Genomic DNA, 23,408 nt, shown 5'->3' on the forward strand with positions numbered 1-23,408 from the left:
AGTCAATAATCAATAGTCAATAGTCAATAGTTGAAAGGTTTTTGACCGTTGACCCTTAACCGTTGACCGTTGACCGTTGACCGTTGACTCTTGACCCTTGACTATTGACTATTGACCGTTGACTATTGACTCTTAACTATTAATAATTTATGACTCAAACAGTTGAATCCCTGTTTGATACAGGTTTAGAACGGTATAAAGCTGGAGAATCAGTGGATGAATTAATCCCTGTGTTTCAAGAAGTATGCGATCGCGCTCCTAAAAGTAGTTCCGCTTGGACTTGTTTAGCGTGGTTGTATCTGCTAGATAATAAACCCAACTCCGCTCAGAAAGCCGCGCAAAAGGCAGTAAAATTAAATCCACAAGACGCTCAGGCAAGAATTAATCTCGCTCTAGCGATGCTGGAAAAAGGTGAAAAAGGGTTAAGGCAACATATTGATTTTGTCCAACAATTAATATTTGTTAACCCGGAATGGCGGGATGATATCAAAAGCAGCATTGAAGACGGTTTAAGTAGAAAACCAGATTGGCAAAGTTTGCTAAAAGTCAAAAGCTGGCTGTTTCCAGAGTAATTGATGGTGGTTAGTCGTTAGTTGTTAGTGGTTAGTGGTTAGTGGTTAGTTGTCAAAAATTATTACTTTCCACTTTCCATGCCCCATGCCCAATGCCCAATGCCCAATGCCCAATGCCCCATGCCCAATGCCCAATGCCCAATGCCCAATGCCCAATGCCCAATGCCCAATGCCCTATGCCCTATGCCCTATGCCCCACTCCCTAGTCGATATATGAAAGATAAGTTGTTAAAGTGGTTAAACTTAATTTTAGTGGCGGATGTATTTTTAGTTTTTTTAGGTTTTGGGTGGTTGGTGATCGCTGCGATTGGTGATGCTGCTGGAGTAAATCTGGGTTTAGATTTATGGCATCAACTTTGGCAACCAGTATTTAATCCGGCGATCGGCATTGTCATGGGTGGTGCTATTCTTAGCGGTATTATCAGTTGGGTTTCTAAGAAATTCCCCTCCAGTCAGTAGTTAAGCGAAGGCGCAACTATTATTATGTCCGTTTAATTGGCATTAATAAAAAAAATCCGAAATCTTTGTAGAGACGTAGCAATGCTACGTCTCATTATTATATGTAATAAACCTGTCATGATATGACCACAAAAAATATAAAATGTAAGGTTTGTTATGACGAATGTCCATAACACACCCAAACCGTTATTTTTGCTGGTTTAGGGTAATTATGAGCGGTAAACCGCTCACTACGAATTAAGAAGTAACTTTATTTGAGGATTTGTGCTAGGGCAGGTTTTAAGTTAGCATACAAATACTCAAAACCTGTTTCTAAGGTGCGTTTGGGCTGGACTTGTTGACCTTCGAGAACTACAATTGCTCCATCACCCAAAAGAGCTTCAATTGCAAAATTAGGGACAGGTAGCCAAGAAGGACGATTCATTACTTGCCCCATAGTTTGAGATAATTCTGACACGCGGACAGGGTTAGGAGCAGTGGCATTATATACGCCTTGCATTTCTGGTTTTGTTATAGCTTGGAGTATTAAATTCACAATATCATCTAAGTGAATCCACGAGAACCACTGCTTACCACTGCCAATGGGACCACCCGCGAAGAGTTTGAAAGGGGTAATCATTTTACCTAAAGCACCACCGTTTCCCAAAACAATACCGAAACGCAAAATTACTAACCGCACACCAAATGCTTCTACCTTTTTCGCTTCAGTTTCCCAAGCTTGGCAGACTTGAGCGAGAAAATCGTTACCAGAAGGGCTTGCTTCGTCAAAGGTAGCGGTTTCACTGGTGCCATAATAGCCAATAGCCGAAGCGTTGACTAACACAGATGGTTTGGGGTTAGCACTCTGGATCGCTTCGACAATTTTTTGCGTACTGAGTTGCCGACTATTGAGGATTTCTTGCTTGCGTTCTGGTGTCCAACGTCCCTCACCGATAGGTTCTCCAGCAAGATTGACTACAGCATCACAACCTGATAAGGTATCTTGCCAAGAACCAGAGGCAGTTGGTGTATAAGCAATAATTTCTACATTCGGGAAAGCCTCAGATGGAAAAACTTTTAGGGCAAAGGTGGTGTTGCGAGTTAACACCACCACTGTTTGACCTTCAGACTGAAGTCGTTCTACCAAACGACTGCCGACAAATCCTGTTGCTCCGGTAATTGCTACTTTCAATTTGCACCTCTGTCCAACTTACCATTTTAAAGTTTTTTATCAAATTTCAGCTTCTTTTAGCAAAAAAGGACTGGGGACGCTTTGCTTATTTCTTCCCCAGTCCCCAGTCCCCAGTCCCCAGTCCCCAGTCCCTAATCCCTAATCCCTAGTACAACCAGTCCCCAGTCCCCTGTTTAATTATGAATCTATAACTACTTGCCTTTTACGTACTTCGATATTATAGGATGGACGGAGTGTTGCAAAGCTTGGGGCTATTATGGCTCGCTATACGTGTTCATTTATTGTTTCTGTGACTATTGAACATCTCCAACCGTTGCTTGTAGAACTTCTGCAAGACTGTGAGTTTGATGTTCAATACTATACACCCGATTACATTATGGCTCGCGAAATTCCTGGTCGTGTTTCCTTTTCTAAGCTAGTGAGTGTGGAAGTTTTGATTGATAAATCAACAGCTACTGAAACAGAAACCCGGATGAGTATTGTGATTAAAAATGAGGAGTTGCCTCTTCAACTTGATAATCACTGTCGGCAAATGTTTGAATATCTCAAGCAGGCGATCGAACATAACCGACATTGGCATTTGATTGAAAGCATTGCAGGGTAGCCAATGGCACATAATAAGCAAGGAGTTTGCTGTGGTTAGCAAGAATATCAAGCTAGATGGCAGCAACACGCTCCTTGCAAAAAAAGACGGAAGATGATATGAAAAACATACCTATCTTGGCAGGTTTTCAATCTTCAATATCCTCGTCTATATCTTCAGCCATGCCGGGGTTTATGAGTGTGATATCATATTCTGTTGCATCTGTCTGTATTAAGGGTCGTGCAGTATCTCTTAACAAATAATAAATAGCACGTACCTGAGGACCAAAAACAATCTCGTCTTCATTTTTCAGATCGTGTGCCGATATTCTACGACCGTTGATCATTAAACCATTGGCACTGGGTTTGCCTTTGGCGTCACCATCAACAATCCGATAATAATAACTATGGTTTTTATCGTCTCGTGCCAGTCTAACTAATGTGGCATGACGGCGTGAGACAAACTGCGATACTAAAGTAATATCGCTGTCGCGTCTACCAATAGAATACAAAGAGCGATCGAGCGTAAATTCTTTACGTCCTTGATCGTCTTCAATAATTAGTAGATGACTTTCATTAGTTTCTGCTGCCATTGACAAATCGTTGCTAGAAGTGGTTATGTAATCAATTAAAAGTTGTTTAGTGTGGTTTATTGGCATTTTCGCGCACTCAAAGTCTGTAGTACTAATTCGGGTTTGCAGTTCAATTGCATATTGACTTGCAATATGAAAGAACAAATTGTTCTACTTTTTGTCTGCTGTTGCTCTTTTAAGAGTGTCAACAGGCTTTGTGAGATGCACCCATAACTTGACTAACGACTTAGTTTAACCTGAGATGGGCAAAATCAAGACCTGTGCTGAAAAATTTTACCTCTATAGGAGGATTCTACGGACGATAGGCTTGCTCGACGTAATAATAATGAATTGGTAACGACGCTAACAGAACTAAATGCCATTAAAGCAGCAGCACCAGATGGACTTAGGACAAAACCGAAACTAGGGAACAACACACCAGCGGCTAAGGGAATGCCCAATGTATTGTATGCAAAAGCCCAAAATAAGTTTTGACGGATTTTGTTGAAGGTAGCACGACTAAGCTGAATAGATTCTACAACGTCGGTTAAGCGATCGCGCATCAATACAATTTCCGCAGTTTCCATTGCCACATCGGTTCCAGAATGTAAAGCAATTCCCACATCGGCTTGGGATAACGCCGGGGCATCATTTATACCATCCCCGACCATTGCCACTAGGGAGTGGGGAGTAGGGAGTGGGGATTGGTGATTGGGAATAAGTTTTCTCAGTCCCCAGTCCCTAGTTCCCTTGTCCCCTTTCTGCAAAGCTTCGATCGCAGCTGCCTTTTTGCTGGGGGGGACACCTGCCATTACATTCTCGCTATCTAGTCCTAATTGCTTGGCTATAGCACTAGCTGCTTCTAATCGATCGCCACTTAGCAGCATTACCCGCAAACCCATCAAGCGTAACTTGTCAACCGCTGCTTTAGCGTCTGGTCTGAGAGTATCTTGAACGGCGATTAACCCGCTTAAAATCCCTTCTAGGGCAACGTAAACGACTGTTTTACCATTTGCTGCCAATTCCTCCGCCATCTGGCTTGCAGTTTCACTAATAGAAATTCCCTGCCAACTTAACCAGTCGCTATTACCTAAAATCACGCTTGTACCTTCTACTACAGCAGATACGCCAAGTCCAGGTTCGGTATAAAAGTCTTTAGCATCTGGGATTGATAATTGTTGCTGCTGCGCTTCTTGCTGAATCGCTTTTGCTAAGGGATGGCAAGTACCGCTTTCTACTGCTGCTGCTAGCTGTATTAGGGAATAAGTAGAGACGCGATTAATCGCGTCTCTACAAGAGTAGGGGGAAGAAATTACTTTTTTATCTTCCTCCACTTTAATTACAAGGCAATCGGTTACAGTAGGATTACCAGTAGTGAGAGTGCCTGTTTTATCAAAAACTATCGTATCTAGCTGATGTACTCGTTCTAAAACGTCGCCACCTTTGATTAACAAACCTCGTTCGGCACCGATGCCAGTGCCTACGAGAATCGCTGTGGGTGTGGCAAGTCCCAAAGCACAAGGACAAGCGACCACCATCACAGCGATCGCTAACTTTAAACTCAACAATAGCCCGGACATCGCTGGAGCCGGATAACTTTGCCCGTGGTGAAACATATCCATATTGACATTTTGCCAAATATGTGTACCGAAAAGGTACCAAAATCCGAAAGTAAGCACAGCGGCTGTCAACACACCGTAGGTAAAATAACCAGCGACTGTATCTGCTAATTTTTGTACTGGGGCTTTACGAGTTTGGGCGTCTTCTACCAAAGCGACAATTTGAGCTAAAGTTGTATCATTTCCAGTACGTGTAGCTTGAATAGCGATCGCACCTGACTGATTTAGAGTTCCGGCTGTCACCACATCTCCCACTTGCTTAATCACTGGTACAGCTTCCCCAGTCAGCATCGACTCATCTACCGTTGTTTGCCCAACCATCACTTTGCCATCAACGGGCATTTTATCACCGGGCAGTACTTGCAACCATTCTCCCACACGCACTTGCTCTGCGGGAATTTCCACAGCAGGCGAGTTCGCACCGGCTTTTTCTGGATTGGCAATTAATCGCGCTATTTGGGGCTGGAGTGCCAGCAATTTCCTAAATGCAGCCGCAGCACGACCTCTAGCATATCTTTCTAATGTTCGCCCCAACAAAATAAAGCCGATCATCATCACCGGTTCGTCAAAGAAGCAATCCCAACCCATTTGGGGGAACAGCAGGGCTACTAAACTCGCAGTGTAAGCCGTGAGAGTTCCCAATCCCACTAAAGTGTTCATATTGGGTGCATTTCGCCGCCAACCCCGCCAACCATCTACTAAAATCGGGCGTCCGGGAATTAGTAATGACACTGTTGCTAGTCCGCAGTGAAGCCAGATGTTATCTAGCGGCTGCATTGAGCCAGTCATATGACCAAAATGCCCAATTCCTGATAAGATGAGCAATGTTGTGGCGATCGCTAATTGCCTAAGCGAAGAACGCATTTCTTGGCGTTGTCGTTTCGCGGGATTTTCGTCATCTTGCTTATTACCAGCTTGCCTGGGTTGAGTTGGAAATCCAGCATCAGTCAATCGTTTCGCTAGTGCCAGTCTATCTACCGCACCAACTTCAGACTCTACAACTGCTACTTCTGTTGCCAGATTCACACAGGCACTTTTGACTCCTGGATGTTCAATTAACTGCCGTTCTACCGCTTTCACACATCCAGCACACTTCATCCCCGCAACATCTAAGGTGATTTTCTCTGTTGTCAGGGTTGGTTCTGCTGGGAGTTGAGTTTTTGGGACAAGTTGCATGGAAAGTGTGGGATTTGCTTACTGTAGTTCAACGCCAAATAAAAGCGCCTCTATTTTGAGGGTAGGCGAAATCCAGAACACTGAAAGCAAAATGATTAACTTTTGTAAGAATCAGCTTTGTCTAAGGTCTGACTCCAGCGCCGGTAAGTAATGTAGAGGAGAGCGATCGCTTGTAATGGCATCAAGGCAACTTGGCTTTTCAAAAAAGAGTTAATTTCTAAATTAGACATAGCGCTGAAATAACCGAAGCCAAACAGCAAGAAAATTAGCAAGATGAGCTTTTTATTTTTAAGCATAAACAAAGGTAGTGAGCGGTTTACCGCTCGTCGTTTAGGATTTTAACGGCTTAAGCCGTTACTACGTTAAGGCAGTAGTTGACCCAAAGGTGAGTTAATAAAATTTACATATAACTCCCCAGTCTGTGATGAGTCATATAGGCGAAGGGCATGGTAGCTTAACACTACAAATAAACCTAGCACTTGTAACTTTCTCAATTTTAGTAATCGACAATAAAATACTGTGATGCGGTGTCTGATTAATAGCTCTAAAGCAATGTGAACTGTTGCGAGTAAAAAACCAGCAAATAAAATTGGTCCGAACAAATGTTGTGTCACAGCTTCGGTCAAATTTCCTCGTGCGATCGCCATAAAAGAGCGAGTCATACCACAAGTAGGACAAGGAATACCAGTCCAGTGTCGCACTGGGCACACTAAGAAAGGTATTTTATAACCTTGGTTGTAGAAATACGTACCAATTAGCGGAGCACAAGAAAATCCGAATATGCTGCAACGCATCAATTTACCGTGGTATGACAGAGGATAAAAAGTTAATTCAAACACCAGCGTACTCAAAAATCACAACTTCTTAGAGCCACCCCTTTTTATTGACGATGTAAGTGCTGATAAATTCTTCATCAGACTTGCTTAAGTACATGATTCCCTCTACCAAGCCGATTACACCCATAACTGCCCCACCCAAGCCACAGGTTAACAGAGTACTAAGCAGCATAATAATGCCTTCGGTGTTGTAACCAAGAATAAATTTATGAACGCCAAGAGCACCTAGAAGGATAGCGCAGATGCCAGCGGAAACTTTTTTGCTAGCATCAGTTTCGTTAATATTTGCCATTCGGATGCAACTCCTACATTAAAGATAATGCATCGATATTAACGTTGGAATTATCACCTCGTATCCGTAGATTTACTAAAATCAGAACTTTGAAAAATTTTGCCTAAGATAAATATGTATAAGCCTTTGTAAATTGACCTGGCATTATCTACCCACTAGCACTATCTATCTAATTTGAAACCAATAATTTCTAGAACCAGCCCTGCTTATTGCGAAAGTAAGTATTAATAAACTCTTGATGATTTTTGTTCAAATAAATCATGCCTTCAATTAAACCTACAAGTTGCATAATTAACAAGCTAAAGCCGTAGGTGAAATAACCGCCAACTGCCGAAACAAGCAGCATAATTAGGGCTTCTGGAGTGTACCCAAGAATAAACTTATGAACGCCAAAACCACCGAAAATAATGCCACAGTAACCAGCTAAAAGTTGTTTGTTAGCTTGACTGGAATTGAGATTTGCCATATTAATGTTGCTCTTTTATCGATGTCTAAAAGTTCGGAATTTTCGTGTAATTAAAAATTGCGATACGTAGCGTGCCACGATTGCATAAGCAACGCTGGAATCATAAATAGAAGGGTTTTTCAGGTATCGTTTAAAACCATTCCTATTCTGAATGAGTATTCGTAACTTTGAAGCGAGATAAAATCCCAGGACAGTAGCTTTAGCTCATGTGACGCGAGATAATTTTATTTGCAAAGAATTAATCGCAATAATCGTCAAAATCTGCTCTGCTATATGACTTTCTACAAGTAAAGTCTATCTTTTCCGGATTTTTTTCTGAAATTGTTGCAACAATAAGTAGAACGCTGTTATAAACGCTTTACAAAAGCATTTATAACAGTATTCTTTTGTGGGAAGAATAATCTTCCTTACCTGTAAGTAGGTCGAGCAGATGAAATATAAAACCTCACCCTAAATCTCTCTACGATCGCAAGGAGAGAGAAGCTAGGTTTTATTTCAATACGATTGGTGTTAAGGATTATTGGTGAGAATTCTAGATGTGTAGAGACGCGACGGCAGGTGCTTCAACGCGGGGAACCCGCGCAACGCACTGCCTCAAATTTCGCGTCTCTACATTTGGTTGGTTATAGGCTTACATTCATAATAGATTTTGTCAACCGTACAAAAGAATCACTATTTATTACTACCAAGTAAAAATAAGCTGAGTAATGTACCACTATTCCAGAGACTGTGGAGGAGCATGGGAGCGAGGAGGTTGCGCGATCGCGTGTAAACAACTCCTAAAACAACTCCTAAAGCAGACAGGGGGAGAATCTCCGATAAGCTGAGGTGAGCGATCGCAAATAACAAAGCACTAATAAAAATTGCTCCCCACACAGAAAAGTAACGAGTGAGGGAGGGCAACAAAAAGCCGCGAAATAAAACTTCTTCAAATAAAGGTGCGGCGATCGCTGCTGTAAAGAAAAATATGCTGAGTGCTGTAGTATCTTGGCTTTCTAGCGCCAGTTGCAGCAAGGGATTACTGCCACCTTGTCCTTGCCATAATTGTTGATTAATCAAAGATACTACCACGACTATGGGAAAAGCTACACAATAACCACCGAATCCCCATAAAAACCACTTGTCTAGCACTCGAAAGCGAAACCAATCCGACTCTAGCGGCAAAAAGGGCTTAAGCGAAAAATACAGCACTGATAACGCACCCGATGATAGCAGCAAGTAAGTAACTAAGACATAGAAAGCTTGAATTTTGACATTATCTACAGGACGCGAAATCGGGAGCAGTGATAACAAAATAGGCACTACAAGTTGTCCGAACAAGAAAAAGCCGACAACTAAGACTTGCAAAATTGTTTCCACATCCCAAGGTGTTGTCCAAATGCGATCGCCATTTTCAGCTAATAAAGCGGTTTTTCCCTTGATCAAACGCTGACCAATTAAAAAAATCAGCAGTCCCATACCGATCAAAACTGTTAGAGTGGGGATTGTGCCGATGATTGCTAATTTCACCAAAGCTTGATAAGCCGACGCTTGTTTTGCAACTTCGAGGCTTGAAAGTGCTTCTTGTCGTTGCTGGAGTTGATAAAGCTGGGTGAGAGCTGTAGAACTAAACCAACCTTCTAAATTTTCTTGAATCAGTTGTTGAGCATTTGGCAACAAACGCGGAGGATCGCTCCACAACCCAGTCAATACAGCAGCAGTTTCCTTCAATTTCAAATCGATGTTTGATTCTGGCAATTGTGCCCAAGTTTTGATGGCTGTTTGTGACTGTCCTTGCTGTGCTTGTAAAATTCCCAGTCGCAAGTCTAATTCGGCAATAAATTTTTGTTGTTGATTTTGCGACTGCTGCAACTGTTTTTGCTGTAGTTCGCGGTTTGTGTTAGTAGCGGGGGGAATTTCCGGTTTAGGGATGGTGGGAGTAGTAATCGGTTGAGATTCCAGCTTTGCTAATTGGTTTTTGGTTTTTTCCAAATTAGTTTCAGCAGCTTCACGCACATCTTGATACTGCTTTGTTGCCGCTTCTAGAGGTTTCTCACCGAGTATTGCTTCACGAACTGGCTTCAAATTGCTGCTGTCATCCTTTGGCGGTTCCCATTGTGTCGCTTGCAATGCAATATTTGTTTGATACAGTTCCAGACGACTTTGGAATTGAGGCTCTTGCCAACTCTTAAATAAAGAGAAACCAGCTATGGCGATCGCAACCAGCGTCAACACCATTAAAATTAATCGCTTAATTGTCATCTCTCCCCCCTAATTAACTACTGCCCCTGCGCGTCCCTCTTGGGAATTATCGCACTCGCAAGTAGGAGGTGGATAGATTTCACCAGAAATTGACTAAACAGGATCTACATAAGTGTACATTTCGCCTTTCCAGTTACGCAATTTGGCTGTGCCGTTTGAGTAAGCAAGCAGAGTATCGGCAGTTAATATTGCCTTAAATTCGATGAACAACGTCACCGACTTTTAAAATCTTTCCGGCTTGCGATGCAGGTATTTGAGTATTCCCAGTCAATCGGTAAAAGTGATTAAACTGAGATAAATTCGCCCACTTTGGTAAAGTTTGTTGACGTTTTTCGACAAAAATTTTCTGAAAGTTCGGGTAAGTTTCCCCAGTAAAAGCATCTCGTGTTGGAACAGGACAACGCTGACAAGGATAAGTACCTTCAAATAGCACATCTCCAATGTGAAAGGGGAAAATATCACCTTTTTCGGCAAATAATTGGTCTTCCCAAAATGGGGGTACGTCGTCAATTTCGAGATTTGCACGAAAGCGATCGCGTATTTGCTCTACACTAATATCCGGAAACCAGGAAGCGACTTCTGTTAAAGTTGCGGTACTTACTACTGTAGGTCCTGGTGCATTTAAGTCATCTGGAAAGCCCGTAAACAAATTTTCTTGCAATTTGACTTTAAAGCCAAAAAAGTCACTTAACCAACCTTCTATCCCCTTCTGTTCCTCGTCCAATTGAAAAAGTTGTTTTTTGGTTCCCATAACTTGCAGCGAGACGGTTCGATTTTGCAAGTCAAATCGCGATCGCACTAAATGTATTTTCGCAGTACGTTTAGCATTCACAATCTTTCCTTTTTCGTCAGCGATGGCTAACTCACGATCATGCTGTAATGCTCCACCAGGAAGAATTATTGCTTGATTGACTGCAACACCATCGAGTGACTTAATCGGGTAGATAATAATCTTGGCTAATTTTGGCACGATCGCACCTCATTACAATAGACATCTACATAAATTAATTATGCGTTGCCCGAACCCAATAGACGTAGCAATGCTACGTCTCTACGTATGACTCTGGAGATGTCTAATGCTCCATGCCCTCTATCCGCAAGTGGCAGCTGACCACTAAGATGGACTATAGCCAGTTTTTGAGGAGTTTGGTTATGACCGCAGCAGCAGACCCGGTGAAGTTGATGAAGCAAGAAGTTGGCAAAGCCGCCGCCAATTTAGTAAAATCAGGTTCGATTGTGGGGTTGGGTACAGGGTCAACCACAGCATATACAATACAATTTTTAGGCGATCGCCTCAAGTCTGGTGAACTTAAAGATATTGTTGGTGTGCCGACATCGTTTCAATCAGAAGTGTTGGCAAAGCAGTACGGTGTCCCTCTCACCACTTTAGATGCTATTGACCACATCGATATCGCCATTGATGGCGCTGATGAAGTTGATCCCCAAAAGAATTTGATTAAAGGTGGCGGAGCCGCACATACCCGCGAAAAAGTAGTAGACTACTTAGCAAATCAGTTTATCGTCGTTGTCGATAGTAGTAAGTTAGTTGAGCGATTGGGTTCTAGCTTCCCCGTGCCTGTTGAAGTTATACCGATGGCAATTACTCCGGTTATTAACGCAATTAAAAAGCTTGGTGGTAAACCAGAACTTCGGATGGGTGTAAGAAAAGCTGGACCAGTCATCACCGATCAAGGCAATATGGTACTTGATGTTACATTTGACAATATTGACGATCCCGTTAACCTGGAAAAAACGCTCAATAACATTCCTGGCGTATTAGAAAATGGCATCTTTGTCAACTGTGCAGATTTAGTTTTAATTGGCGAAGTCAAAGATGGTCAACCCTTAGTCAGACAGATTTAGTAATTGGTTAGGTGTTGGGCATTGGGCATTGGGCATTGGGCATTGGGCATTGGCAAGTAAAATTCACAAAACTTCTTTTTATTTCCCTTTTCCCTTTACCCTTTCTCCCTCTTCAAATCCCCACTAACAACTAACCACTAACTCATTTAAAATTTATTGTTTTTGACATCTAAATGCCATAATTTTTCTAAAGTTGCTATTCGTTTGCGTAAAACAGCAACACGATATCCTTTATAAGCTTTCACCCCTACAAACAGCATAATGGGAAACATAATAATCAAAGCTCCCATAACATTGTTCACAGAATTGTGTAGGTTATGGGAGCGTAAATCAAGGTTGTTGTTTGTTGTTTGAGTAGTTGAATTTTGCTGCATTAGTTCCTCCGTATAATTATTTTGTGGTTTTACTAATAAGATTTGGACTTAGACATTGACAAAAGTTTTCTTGTGTGAATTAAGTTATAACTTAATTTACTGAAAGTCAGTTAAACTGGGATAGCTTTGCTTCTCCTTGTATGTTTTTAATGGTGTGAGCAAAATCAAGTTATGCACTTTTGGGATAGAAGTTGGAAAAACAGTTAACTTTTTCACAGACTGAACATGATGTGTAAGCATTTAGCTAAAGATATAAGGCTGAGTGCCGTTAATTCACACAACCACTTTTTGATCAAGTGTGTCGCTTTTAAAGACTTCACATCTAACCATTTATGTTTCTGATTTTTGAGGTTATTTTTTATATTTCGCAAAAATTCCATTGACGTACTACATCGTTTGTCCTATTTATAAGCCTTAGTAAGGTTTTGTAGTAAGCATGTAGTTTGATAATTTGAAATTTAAGATTAATTATCTGGGTGCATCTGTGGTTATAAATACTTATTGACTGGATTTTTGTCATCATAGTAATGAAGGTAGTATCGAAAATTCCAAGATTCAAAATTCACAGATGCTATATAGACGATTTGGACGCACAGAATTAGAAATGCCGGTTTTTTCCTGCGGTGGTATGAGATATCAATATAAATGGCAGGATGTTCCGCAGTCGGAAATTCCAAGTATCAATCAAGAAAATCTCGAAGCTACGATTCGACGTTCTTTAGAAGTTGGCATTAATCACATTGAAACTGCTCGTGGTTATGGTACTTCTGAAATGCAGTTGGGACAAATATTGCCGAAATTTCCCCGCGAAAAGTTGATTGTTCAAACTAAAGTTAATCCTCAAGCAGATGCCAAAGAGTTTGAAGGCAAGATTGAAAAGTCGCTGGAAAATCTCCGGCTAGATTATATAGATTTGCTGGGGTTACACGGGATCAATAATCCGGAAACGTTAGATTATTGTATTCGTCCCGGTGGCTGTTTGGATGTGGTTAGGAAGCTGCAAGCGCAAGGAAAAGTTAAATTTATTGGCTTTTCTACGCATGGAGCAACAGATATTATTATTGAGGCAATTAATACTAGTCAATTTGATTATGTTAACTTGCATTGGTATTATATTAATCAAAATAATTGGGCGGCAATAGAAGCAGCAAATCGCCATGATATGGGCGTATTTATTATTAGCCCATCAGATAAAGGGGGAAAGTTATACGAACCGCCACAAAAGTTAGTAAATCTTTGCGCTCCCTTGAGTCCGATGGTGTTTAATGATTTGTTTTGTTTGAGTCATCCAGAGGTGCATACTCTGAGTTTGGGAGCGTTAAAACCCGAAAATTTTGACGAGCATTTGAAGACTTTAGAATTGCTGGATCATGCATCAGAAATTTTACCATCGATTTTGGCTGCTTTGGAAGAAGAAGCGATCGCTACTTTGGGAGAGGATTGGGTGAAAACTTGGAATGTCAATTTGCCTACTCATGAGGAAACACCAGGAAACGTAAATATTCCGGTGATTTTGTGGTTGAGGAATTTAGCGATCGCCTATGATATGCTCGAATATGCCAAAATGCGCTACAACCTCCTTGGTAATGCTGGTGACTGGTTTCCCGGCAACAAAGCAGACCAAGTAGACAAACTCAACTTGCAGCAATGTCTTATCCACAGTCCCCACGCTGACAAAATTCCCCACTTCCTTGCACAAGCGCATCAAATGTTGGGAGGGGAAGCGGTTACGCGTTTGTCTCAAGAATAGGGCAATGGGCGAGAGGGGGAGAAAGAAGAAATATAGCGGTTCTCGGTTGAGTGAGGTACAAGAACCCCACCCCCAACCCCCTCCCCGCAAGCGAGGAGGGGGCTATGATGTAACTCATGTGATTAGGAAACGCTATATTCTTTTTATCTCCCTTGTCCCCTTTGTCTCCTTGTCCCCCTTGTCCCCTTGTCCCCTTGTCTCCTTGTCCCCTTGTCCCCCTTGTCCCCAGTCCCTAATTTTTATCTGTCGAATCAGCCAATTTATCCCCTGTTGGCACTACTAAAACCTTATCAACACGGTTGCCATCCATATCCATCACCTCAATACGCATACCCTGCCATTGAAAATTATCCGCAGCTGCGGGGATACGTCCTAAATGGGTGATCACAAAACCACCTAATGTTTGATAGCTACCGCGTTCGTCAAACTTTAACTCTTCCATCTCGAAAAGTTCTAAAAACTCATCTACAGGCAACATGCCATCCAATAACCAAGAACCATCCTCGCGTTGTACTGCTTGGGGATTTTCATCATCGTCAGCAGAAGCAACATCGCCAACTATTTCGCTCATAATATCGTTGAGTGTTACTAATCCCTGAATTACACCGTACTCATCAACTACCAACGCTATGTGAGTTATGGTTTCTTTGAATAACTCCAAAACTTTCAAACCATGAGTGTTTTCTGGCACAAATACCGGCTGTCGCAATCCCACAGTTAAATCTAGTTCTTGATTAGAGAAACTTCGAGCTAACAAGTCTGTGACGGGAATGACACCAAGCACATTGTCAAGTCCGCTTTGACAAACTGGATATCGGGAATAAGCACTATCGACAATTTTTAGGCGGTTTTCTTCTGCTGAGTCTTCCAAATCCAGCCAGACAATATCGGGACGGGGTGTCATAAAAGAACTGACGGGGCGATCGCCTAAGCGAAATATTCGCTCCACCATATCTTGTTCTGCTTCCTCAAAGGTTCCTTCCTCTGTGCCTTGCTCGATTAAGACTCTTATTTCTTCCTCTGTAACTTGTGGCTCTGTAGATGGTCTGACACCCAATATCCGCAAAACTGTATCCGTAGAAGCACCTAATAAATAAACTATAGGTGAGCCAATTCTGGCTAATAATTGCATGGGTAGAGCAACTACACTGGCAATTGGTTCTGGGTGGTTTAATGCCAGCCGCTTAGGTACTAATTCGCCAATTATCAGTGTCAGATAAGTAATAATTAAAATTGCTAAACCCTTCGCGAGCTGTTCCCTATACTGGTTGGGAAAAGCGATAAAATCTAAGATAGGTATTATTCTCTTAGCAATCGTCTCTTCACCATAAGCACCAGATAAAATACTCAAGAGTGTGATCACCACTTGGACGATCGCTAAAAACTGATTTGGGGAAGATGCTAGTTCTAAAGCAGCACGGGCTTTAAGATCACCTCGCTCCGCAAGCTGTTGCAAGCGCACCTTGCGTGATGAAACAACCGCCAACTCGGACATGACAAATAGACCGTTGGCGAAAATTAGTAAGAAAATTATTAGAATTTCTATAGTTGGAGACATTCGGTAGAATTGCCAATATATCGGCTAACTGCGCTTGACTAAAGAAGTTTGAAGTGTAAAGGATGAACGCTCCTTGCGTCTCCCCTTCTCCTTCATAGAGAGGCTGATGCCAAGGGAGAAGGATAAAGTGAGAAATTCGTACATGCAAGGATGCAATAGTGGGCGAAACAAATCAAAATTACAGCCTTGATGTCCTATTCCTTTAGGGGTAGGGTCATTTCATACTTCATACTCCATACTCCATACTCCATACTTTATTAGTATCTAGTATCGAAGGTGTTCCAATAATAAAAGAATCGATCAAGCAAAAAAACTAGTCATTAGTGCCATTCAAGTAGAATACTGTTCGTATCTTAGCGATTAGTTAGTGGTTATTGTACTAGTAACTAATGGTTCTCAAGCAAGAGTACTATGTCTCTTGACACTTTTAAAATAGTTGAGTTAGGCACCCTGCGCCTGCAAAGAGCAACGACTTCCATATATAGTAGAACTTATGGCATTTTCTTCGATTGTACGTGCGTTAGGGCGATCGCCTCTCACCACTGAACTCGTCTCTAAGTTAAATCGACAACGTAATTTACGGTTAAGTGGCATTTCCCGCTTACCTAAAGGCTTTGTCACTTCGGCGATCGCGCAAACTGATAAACAAAATTTGTTAGTGGTGTGTGCCACTCTGGAAGAAGCTGGACGCGTTTATGCTCAGTTAGAGGCTATGGGATGGCAAACGGTACATTTTTACCCTACCTCTGAAGCGTCCCCCTACGAACCCTTTGACCCAGAAAGGGAAATGACTTGGGGACAAATGCAAGTTTTGGCGGATTTGGGGACTGGGGACTGGGGACTAGGGACTGGGGATTGGGGAATGGGGAAAAAAGAAATTACCAATTCTCAATTACCCAAAGTAGCGATTGTAGCGACGGAGAGAGCGTTGCAACCTCATTTACCACCCCCAGCAGCTTTTAAACCTTTCTGTCTGACTCTCAAGCGGGGGATGGAATTTGATTCCAGTAGCTTTGGTGAAAAATTAGCTACTTTGGGATACGAACGAGTGCCGATGGTAGAAATGGAAGGTCAATGGAGTCGGCGGGGTGATATTGTTGATGTGTTTCCAGTTTCCTCAGAATTGCCAGTCAGATTAGAATGGTTTGGCGACGAAATTGAGCAAATACGCGAATTTGACCCTTCAACTCAACGTTCTGCCCTTGACAAAATTGACCAGTTAGTTCTCACTCCTACTAGCTTTGCTCCGATTGTGATGGCAGCACTCAAAGATCGTGCTGAGTTGGAAATTGACTCAGAAGTATTAGAAGGAAGTCGTCGCTTTTTGGGTTTAGCTTTTGAGAAACCGGCTTCTTTGCTAGATTATTTACCCGAAAATACTTTAATTGCCATTGATGAACCAGAACAGTGTCATGCTCATAGCGATCGCTGGGTAGAAAATGCTGAGGAACAATGGGGATTGGGCAATGGGCAATGGGCAATGGGCAATGAGGAAGATTCTTCCCCCACTCCCGAATTTTGTACAGACGCGATTAATCGTATTTGTACAGACGCGATTAATCGCATTTGTACAGACGCGATTAATCGCGTCTCTACGGCGCCAATATTACCGAAAATTCATCGTTCCTTTGATGATTCTCTGGCAGATGCGGCAAAATTTAAAACATTATATCTATCGGAACTGGTAGAAGAAAATAGCGGTATTAATCTTGCTAGTAGAGCTGTTCCCGTTACACCGCATCAATTTGCTAAACTTGCCGAAACTCTCCGCGCTGAACGCGATCGCAATTTTTCTGTGTGGTTGATTTCCGCTCAACCAAGTCGTTCTGTGTCTCTTTTGCAAGAACACGATTGTCCAGCACAATTTATTCCTAATCCCCGCGATTATTTTGCGATCGACAAGCTACAAATTAATCACACACCGATCGCTTTAAAATATTCTGGGTTGGCAGAGTTGGAAGGCTTTATTCTGCCGACATTCCGGATGGTTGTTGTCACAGATCGGGAATTTTTTGGACAACATTCTCTAGCTAGTCCCAGTTATATCCGCAAGCGTCGCAAAGCTGCTTCTAAGCAAGTTGACCCTCAAAAGCTGCGTCCGGGGGATTATGTAGTTCACAGAAATCATGGTGTGGGTAAATTTGTCAAGCTGGAAAGTTTAACGATTAATCAGGAAACTCGTGATTATCTGGTGGTGCAGTATGCTGACGGGTTGTTAAGAGTTGCGGCAGATCAAGTTGGTGCTTTATCTCGGTTACGCAGTAGTGGGGAAAAAGCACCAGAACTTAACAAGATGACTGGGAAAGCTTGGGAAAATACCAAGAATAGAGTCCGCAAAGCCATCAGAAAATTGGCAGTGGATTTGTTAAAGTTGTATGCAGCGCGATCGCAACAACATGGTTTTACTTATCCTGCTGATATGCCGTGGCAAGAGGAATTAGAAGATTCTTTTCCTTACCAACCAACAACGGATCAACTTAAAGCAGTGCAAGATGTCAAACGGGATATGGAAAGCGATCGTCCAATGGATCGTTTGATTTGTGGTGATGTCGGTTTTGGTAAAACGGAAGTAGCAATTCGCGCTGTTTTTAAAGCTGTCACGGCAGGGAAGCAAGTTGCACTCCTCGCACCAACAACAATTTTGACTCAGCAACATTATCACACTTTGAAAGAGCGCTTTGCTCCCTATCCGGTGAATGTTGGTTTACTCAACCGTTTTCGCAGTGCTGAAGAACGTCGGGAAATTCAAAAGCGATTAGCAACGGGTGAATTAGATGTAGTTGTCGGCACACATCAACTTTTAGGTAAAGGTGTGATATTCCGAGATTTAGGACTTTTGGTGGTGGATGAAGAACAACGGTTTGGGGTAAATCAGAAGGAGAAAATTAAAAGCCTGAAAACTCAAGTTGATGTGCTGACTCTTTCTGCAACTCCGATTCCCCGGACTTTATATATGTCCTTGTCGGGAATTCGGGAAATGAGTTTAATTACTACACCACCTCCATCAAGGCGCCCAATTCAAACTCATCTTTCACCGCTAAACCCGGAAAGTGTCCGCACGGCGATTCGTCAAGAATTAGACAGAGGTGGACAGATTTTTTATGTAGTTCCACGGGTAGAGGGAATTGAAGAAACGGCAACAAAATTGCGAGAAATGATACCAGGGGCAAGATTGGCGATCGCTCACGGTCAAATGGATGAAAGCGAGTTAGAATCAACCATGCTCACTTTCGGCAATGGCGATGCTGATATCCTGCTTTGCACAACAATTATTGAATCTGGTTTGGATATTCCGCGAGTCAACACCATCTTAATTGAAGATGCTCATCGCTTTGGTTTAGCGCAATTATACCAGTTACGGGGACGGGTAGGACGTGCGGGTATACAAGCTCATGCCTGGTTATTTTACCCGAAACAGCGAGAACTATCTGATGCTGCCCGCCAGCGTTTGCGAGCGATTCAGGAATTCACGCAGCTGGGTTCTGGGTATCAATTGGCAATGCGGGATATGGAAATTAGGGGTGTAGGTAGCTTGCTAGGTGCAGAACAATCTGGTCAAATGGAAGCGATCGGCTTTGATTTGTATATGGAAATGCTGGAAGAAGCGATTCGAGAAATTCGCGGACAGGAAATTCCCAAAGTTGATGATACTCAAATTGACCTGAATTTGACAGCGTTTATTCCTGCTGATTATATCCCCGATTTGGATCAAAAGATGAGCGCTTATCGTGCGGTAGCAGCAGCGAAAGGTAAACAAGAATTATCGATGATTGCTGCCGAATGGAGCGATCGCTTTGGTACAATTCCCAAGCCAGCAAATCAACTGTTGCGAGTCATGGAATTGAAACAGCTAGCAAAGAATCTCGGATTTAGCCGGATTAAACCCGAAGCTAAACAGCATATCGTATTAGAAACCCCGATGGAAGAACCTGCTTGGAATTTGTTAGCAGCGAATTTATCAGAGTCAATGCGATCGCGCTTTGTTTTCTCACCTGGTAAAGTCACCGTGCGGGGTTTAGCAGTTCTCAAAGCAGATCAACAGTTGCAGCACCTCATCGATGCTTTCGCGAAAATGCAAGGCGCCCTACCCGAAGCAGCGTAGTACAGAATTTCGCTTTGCGAATCCTCTTAAAAAAACTCTGCGTCACTCTGCGCTTACCTTTGCGTTCCTTTGCGTTAAAAAACGCGCTCGTTCTTACTGGTACATGTGTAAAACCCAAAACGCTGTAAAGACGTTCCACCGGAACGTCTCTACTGAATAATTTTTAACCCTCAACTACCGGAAGACAAATTACCCAACGTGATATCTCCCGCAGTACCGATATTTATGCGGCATTTCTACCTACAGATGAATCTTTATCTTCGAGAAGTTTAATTAAACCGGGAATTGCGGCTTCTGATTTGATTTTTGCCAGTGCAGATGCGACATTCCAACGTACAGATGAATCTTTATCTTCGAGAAGTTTAATTAAACCGGGAATTGCGGCTTCTGATTTGGTTTCTTCTAAAAATTTAATTTTTAAGAGAACAGAAAAATTTAAACTTTCAAATAAACCAACTGTTTGCTTTTGCCACTTAAATTTAACTTCCCCCGCTAACCTTGCCCCCAAGTTCCAATCAACCTGTAAAGCTAACCTCACAACACGCAGCGCCAAACCCTCATCATCCAACAATCCCAACATTAACGCTGCGGGTTCTGTCCATTTCAAATAATTCAAATAATCCCATTGCAACCTGACGGGGCGACAAAATAGCCTGGAAAGCCTATTGAATATAATATGTAGCAATTTATGGTAAGAAAAGATAGGTCTACTTTTGTCAATAAGACCTATCTATTGAAAATGTTACCAATATTTTACCAAAAACACTTAAAAAGTCAACTTAGTCTTCCCGAATACCTGTTGCTAAAAATTTTAATCAACCTTTTACAATCAATTAAAAAGGTGAGCTTGGAATCTTTAGCTACTATTCTACCAATTCCAATTACATTTGAAAGTAGGAGAAAGAGGATACAGAGATTTTTATCATTACCAAACTTGAAAATTGAAAAAATTTGGTTTCCGATTGTTACTGAATGGTTAGAAACTCAATTTACTTCGGAAACAATCATTCATGTAGTAATTGACCGCACAAATTGGGCTTGGGTAAACCTATTTATGGTTAGTGTTGTTTGGGACAAGAGAACTTTCCCAGTATACTTTGAACTATTACCCAAGCTTGGTAGCAGTAATGTTGAGGAACAGACAGCAATTATATCTCAAGTTTTGCCGATTTTTAAAAATTATAGAATCTGCATCTTAGGGGACAGAGAATTTTGTTCTGTTAAACTAGCAAACTGGCTTGGTCAAAGGAATGTGTACTTCTGTTTGCGTCTCAAAAAGAATCATTTTATTGAAATGCAAAAAGGTATTTGGGTAGAATTAAAAGATTTAGGACTAACCCCAGGCGTTTCTTTTTTTATCAAAGGGGTCAAGGTTACTAAAATTAATGGTTTCATAAGTTTTAATGTTGCGTGCAAGTGGAAGCGTAAAATATGGTTGTGTAGCCCCTGAAGAAGGATGGTTTATTTTAACAAATTTGGATAGCCTAGAGTCAGCGATCGCTTATTATAAAAGAAGATTTGATATCGAAGAAATGTTTAGAGATTTCAAGAGTGGCGGCTATAACTTAGAACATACCAATGTATCTGGTGTCCGCTTGATTAGTCTAATTTTATTAATAGCGATCGCTTATACTTCTGCCACGATTCAAGGACAGGAAATTAAAAGTAAAGGAATACAAAAATATGTTGGTCGTGTTAAAGAATACGGGCGCACGGAAAGGCGACATAGCAGTTTTTATATTGGATTATATGGCCAAACTTGGGTTAATTTTATGGAATCTTGTATGGAATTAGTAGAGAAATTAATCAGATTAAATCGCAACAAGTGGAAGTATTATCAACGAGGATTGAGGGCTATGAGGCTTGTTATATCTGCATCATAGCTATTTTTGTCGCCCCGTCAGTGCAATAAGAGAACGTGTAAAACAAATCACAGAGGATTTAATTGGTGGATATGAAATCGAATTTAGATGAAAAAAAAGTACGCTTTCAAAACGAAGACATTCCCCATCGTTTAGGACATATAGCTTCTAACTTAGCGCGTGTTCGGTCGTTTTGTAATAGTGCGTACAAAAAAGGTGTAGAAGTTGTAATAGATGAAACTGAGTGGTTTATTGAGTGGATAGCAGCAGAAATTGAACCAGAACAAGCGGAAGAATTAGTTAACATTCAAGTTCAACTCGCGCGCTGGCAAATAAATTTAGACAATATTTTGTTGGATGAACTTCGTCGAGGAGAAGTAGCTAAAGAAGCAGAAACATACTCACAAAGAGTTTTAAATATGTCAGGTCTACTTGATTTTGTGTAACCGTTTTTGCTTTTAGCCTGGAAATTTATTTCCAGGTGGTTTTGCGCTTCTTCCAACAACAACCGCACCAAAGCAGTTGATTTTACCGAACCAGGACGACCACTTAAAAGTACGTGTTCCGGTGCATATTTCCGCAATCCTTCCAGAACATTGAAAACTTCCCTTTCTTCCCTTGCTTCTAGAAATTGTTCTTTCTCTGGTTTAACCGTTTCTGGTTTAAGTGCGATCGCCTGTAAATCTAACAATAAGGATTTTCTCACCTTTTTGTCAAACTTATTACCCACAACATTCGTTAGCGTGTAAGTATCCCACCATTGAGCGTATTTCTCGCAGATTGATTCTAGATACGGCTTCCAGTCAACCACTTCCGCTCCTCAGACATTAGAAAGACTTAAAAAATACTATAGCGTAGCCAGTATATATTTGAGATATGACCGTAACAAGAAGAAAACCAACGGCTTAAGCATTGCTGATAATTAAGGCGATCGCATGTTTTTTCTATGTTAGGAAATGAGAAAACGAACCGCAGAGGCACAGAGAACAGAGAGAAATAAGAGGAGCGAGAGAGTTTTTGCGTAAGTCCTATATGTAATGCGATCGCAGTCTCTCATCAACAGCGTCCCTCTGCATTAAAAAACGCGCTCGTTTTTACCTAAATTTAGTCACCTAAATCTAAGACAATAAAAATTAACAACAATTTTCGTTGACGCACTCATAAACTGTTATGACTATTGATCGTCGCCATTTCTTGTTTTTACTTGGTGCCAGTGTCGGTGCTTTTGCCTTAGATAGTCATGCTTCGGCAGAAAAAGCCCCAATTAGTCAAGGAACAACCACCGGCAATACTATCTTGCTTCCTCCCTTACCCTATGCTTACGATGCCCTTGAACCCCACATCGATCAGGCAACAATGCAGTTTCACCACGATAAACACCATGCAGCTTATGTGAAAAACCTAAATGCAGCGCTAGATAAACACCCAGAACTCAAAAGCAAACCTGTTGAAGAAATGTTACGCAACCTCAACAGCGTGCCGGCAGATATTCGCCAAATAGTACGCAACAATGGTGGTGGACATGTGAACCATTCCATGTTTTGGCTAATTATGAAACCCCAAGGTGGTGGAGAACCAACAGGAGCGATCGCATCCGCCATTAATCAAAGCTTCGGTAGTTTCGCTGCTTTCAAAAAGCAATTTAACGAAGCTGGTACTGGTCGTTTTGGTAGCGGTTGGGTTTGGCTTGTCCGCAACAAAAATGGCAAGCTAGAAGTAACCACTACAGCTAACCAAGATAGTCCCCTCAGTCAAGGCAAATATCCAATTATGGGTAATGATGTCTGGGAACACGCATATTACCTTAAGTACCAAAACCGCCGCCCCGAATACTTAGATGCTTGGTGGAACGTCTTAAATTGGGACGAGATTAATAAACGCTTTGCCGCAGCCAGTAAAGCCACTTAGGGGAA

The 23,408-nt window shown here is 41.8% G+C and carries 22 protein-coding genes and 1 pseudogene; 11 read left to right on the plus strand and 12 right to left on the minus strand.

Annotation, left to right across the window (positions count from 1 at the left end):
• Positions 1-149 precede the first annotated feature (149 nt).
• The 3 genes from TOL9009_RS0130530 to TOL9009_RS0130535 are packed head-to-tail and all read left to right on the plus strand — an operon-like array spanning position 150 to position 1,031.
• A complete protein-coding gene (locus TOL9009_RS0130530) occupies positions 150-572 on the plus strand; it encodes a tetratricopeptide repeat protein (protein WP_029637224.1) in 423 nt (140 codons plus the stop codon).
• 41 nt (positions 573-613) lie between these two features.
• Positions 614-778: a hypothetical protein gene (locus TOL9009_RS47995; RefSeq protein WP_186227730.1), complete on the plus strand. Its 165-nt coding sequence runs from the start codon at positions 614-616 to the stop codon at positions 776-778.
• A 7-nt stretch (positions 779-785) separates the two neighbouring features.
• Complete coding sequence (locus TOL9009_RS0130535; protein WP_029637225.1) at positions 786-1,031, plus strand: hypothetical protein; 246 nt, start codon at positions 786-788, stop codon at positions 1,029-1,031.
• A 250-nt stretch (positions 1,032-1,281) separates the two neighbouring features.
• On the opposite strand, the gene thyD is transcribed toward TOL9009_RS0130535, so the two are convergent.
• On the minus strand, positions 1,282-2,202 hold the full coding sequence (gene thyD / locus TOL9009_RS0130540; protein ID WP_029637226.1) for a thylakoid membrane protein ThyD: 921 nt from the start codon (positions 2,200-2,202) through the stop codon (positions 1,282-1,284).
• A 256-nt stretch (positions 2,203-2,458) separates the two neighbouring features.
• On the opposite strand from thyD, the gene TOL9009_RS0130545 reads away from it, so the two are divergent.
• On the plus strand, positions 2,459-2,806 hold the full coding sequence (locus TOL9009_RS0130545) for a hypothetical protein (RefSeq protein ID WP_029637227.1): 348 nt from the start codon (positions 2,459-2,461) through the stop codon (positions 2,804-2,806).
• Between the two features lie 127 nt (positions 2,807-2,933).
• Here the strand turns inward: TOL9009_RS0130545 and TOL9009_RS0130550 are convergent, their stop codons facing one another.
• The 8 genes from TOL9009_RS0130550 to TOL9009_RS0130585 form a co-directional block, all read right to left on the minus strand.
• The gene (locus TOL9009_RS0130550; protein ID WP_029637228.1) at positions 2,934-3,443 is read right to left on the minus strand and encodes an FHA domain-containing protein; all 510 of its coding nucleotides are present in this window, start codon (positions 3,441-3,443) and stop codon (positions 2,934-2,936) included.
• Positions 3,444-3,628: 185 nt separating this feature from the next.
• A complete protein-coding gene (locus tag TOL9009_RS41050) occupies positions 3,629-6,151 on the minus strand; it encodes a heavy metal translocating P-type ATPase (protein ID WP_051503154.1) in 2,523 nt (840 codons plus the stop codon).
• 95 nt (positions 6,152-6,246) lie between these two features.
• Entirely contained in the window at positions 6,247-6,447 is a 201-nt protein-coding gene (locus TOL9009_RS0130560) for a hypothetical protein (RefSeq protein ID WP_029637229.1), read from the minus strand.
• 66 nt (positions 6,448-6,513) lie between these two features.
• Entirely contained in the window at positions 6,514-6,852 is a 339-nt protein-coding gene (locus tag TOL9009_RS0130565) for a DUF2752 domain-containing protein (RefSeq protein ID WP_260675996.1), read from the minus strand.
• A 163-nt stretch (positions 6,853-7,015) separates the two neighbouring features.
• Positions 7,016-7,279, minus strand: coding sequence for a TM2 domain-containing protein (locus TOL9009_RS0130570; RefSeq protein WP_029637231.1), 264 nt, complete (start codon positions 7,277-7,279; stop codon positions 7,016-7,018).
• A 190-nt stretch (positions 7,280-7,469) separates the two neighbouring features.
• The gene (locus TOL9009_RS0130575; RefSeq protein WP_029637232.1) at positions 7,470-7,745 is read right to left on the minus strand and encodes a TM2 domain-containing protein; all 276 of its coding nucleotides are present in this window, start codon (positions 7,743-7,745) and stop codon (positions 7,470-7,472) included.
• 672 nt (positions 7,746-8,417) lie between these two features.
• A complete protein-coding gene (locus TOL9009_RS0130580; RefSeq protein WP_029637233.1) occupies positions 8,418-9,986 on the minus strand; it encodes a CPBP family intramembrane glutamic endopeptidase in 1,569 nt (522 codons plus the stop codon).
• A 193-nt stretch (positions 9,987-10,179) separates the two neighbouring features.
• Positions 10,180-10,956: an MOSC domain-containing protein gene (locus TOL9009_RS0130585; protein ID WP_038298093.1), complete on the minus strand. Its 777-nt coding sequence runs from the start codon at positions 10,954-10,956 to the stop codon at positions 10,180-10,182.
• 182 nt (positions 10,957-11,138) lie between these two features.
• Here TOL9009_RS0130585 and rpiA point away from each other — a divergent pair, with 182 nt between their 5' ends.
• Positions 11,139-11,849 (plus strand): ribose-5-phosphate isomerase RpiA, encoded by a 711-nt coding sequence (gene rpiA, locus TOL9009_RS0130590; protein ID WP_029637235.1) that lies wholly within the window; start codon positions 11,139-11,141, stop codon positions 11,847-11,849.
• Between the two features lie 146 nt (positions 11,850-11,995).
• Here the strand turns inward: rpiA and TOL9009_RS0130595 are convergent, their stop codons facing one another.
• Positions 11,996-12,223 carry a hypothetical protein gene (locus tag TOL9009_RS0130595; protein ID WP_029637236.1) on the minus strand — a complete coding sequence of 76 codons (228 nt, stop codon included), beginning with the start codon at positions 12,221-12,223 and terminating at the stop codon, positions 11,996-11,998.
• 568 nt (positions 12,224-12,791) lie between these two features.
• Between TOL9009_RS0130595 and TOL9009_RS0130600 the strand changes: the two genes are divergently transcribed.
• Positions 12,792-13,973 carry an aldo/keto reductase gene (locus TOL9009_RS0130600; RefSeq protein ID WP_029637237.1) on the plus strand — a complete coding sequence of 394 codons (1,182 nt, stop codon included), beginning with the start codon at positions 12,792-12,794 and terminating at the stop codon, positions 13,971-13,973.
• Positions 13,974-14,205: 232 nt separating this feature from the next.
• Here TOL9009_RS0130600 and TOL9009_RS0130605 read toward each other — a convergent pair whose 3' ends face one another.
• Entirely contained in the window at positions 14,206-15,531 is a 1,326-nt protein-coding gene (locus TOL9009_RS0130605; RefSeq protein WP_029637238.1) for a hemolysin family protein, read from the minus strand.
• A gap of 493 nt (positions 15,532-16,024) precedes the next feature.
• Between TOL9009_RS0130605 and mfd the strand changes: the two genes are divergently transcribed.
• The gene (mfd, locus tag TOL9009_RS0130610; protein ID WP_029637239.1) at positions 16,025-19,633 is read left to right on the plus strand and encodes a transcription-repair coupling factor; all 3,609 of its coding nucleotides are present in this window, start codon (positions 16,025-16,027) and stop codon (positions 19,631-19,633) included.
• Positions 19,634-19,856: 223 nt separating this feature from the next.
• Here the strand turns inward: mfd and TOL9009_RS0130615 are convergent, their stop codons facing one another.
• Positions 19,857-20,240 (minus strand): HEAT repeat domain-containing protein, encoded by a 384-nt coding sequence (locus tag TOL9009_RS0130615; RefSeq protein WP_260675997.1) that lies wholly within the window; start codon positions 20,238-20,240, stop codon positions 19,857-19,859.
• A gap of 132 nt (positions 20,241-20,372) precedes the next feature.
• Here TOL9009_RS0130615 and TOL9009_RS41055 point away from each other — a divergent pair.
• The 4 genes and pseudogenes from TOL9009_RS41055 to TOL9009_RS0130630 all read left to right on the plus strand — a co-directional run bounded on the left by TOL9009_RS41055 (position 20,373) and on the right by TOL9009_RS0130630 (position 23,403).
• Positions 20,373-21,516, plus strand: a pseudogene (locus tag TOL9009_RS41055) (IS4 family transposase).
• A gap of 71 nt (positions 21,517-21,587) precedes the next feature.
• Positions 21,588-21,941, plus strand: coding sequence for a hypothetical protein (locus TOL9009_RS0130625; protein WP_038298098.1), 354 nt, complete (start codon positions 21,588-21,590; stop codon positions 21,939-21,941).
• 6 nt (positions 21,942-21,947) lie between these two features.
• The gene (locus tag TOL9009_RS48000; protein ID WP_186227731.1) at positions 21,948-22,244 is read left to right on the plus strand and encodes a hypothetical protein; all 297 of its coding nucleotides are present in this window, start codon (positions 21,948-21,950) and stop codon (positions 22,242-22,244) included.
• Between the two features lie 421 nt (positions 22,245-22,665).
• Complete coding sequence (locus tag TOL9009_RS0130630) at positions 22,666-23,403, plus strand: superoxide dismutase (RefSeq protein WP_029637242.1); 738 nt, start codon at positions 22,666-22,668, stop codon at positions 23,401-23,403.
• Positions 23,404-23,408: the final 5 nt, after the last annotated feature.

Origin of the sequence: [Scytonema hofmanni] UTEX 2349 (assembly GCF_000582685.1) — a bacterium.
Lineage (GTDB): Bacteria > Cyanobacteriota > Cyanobacteriia > Cyanobacteriales > Nostocaceae > Hassallia > Hassallia hofmanni.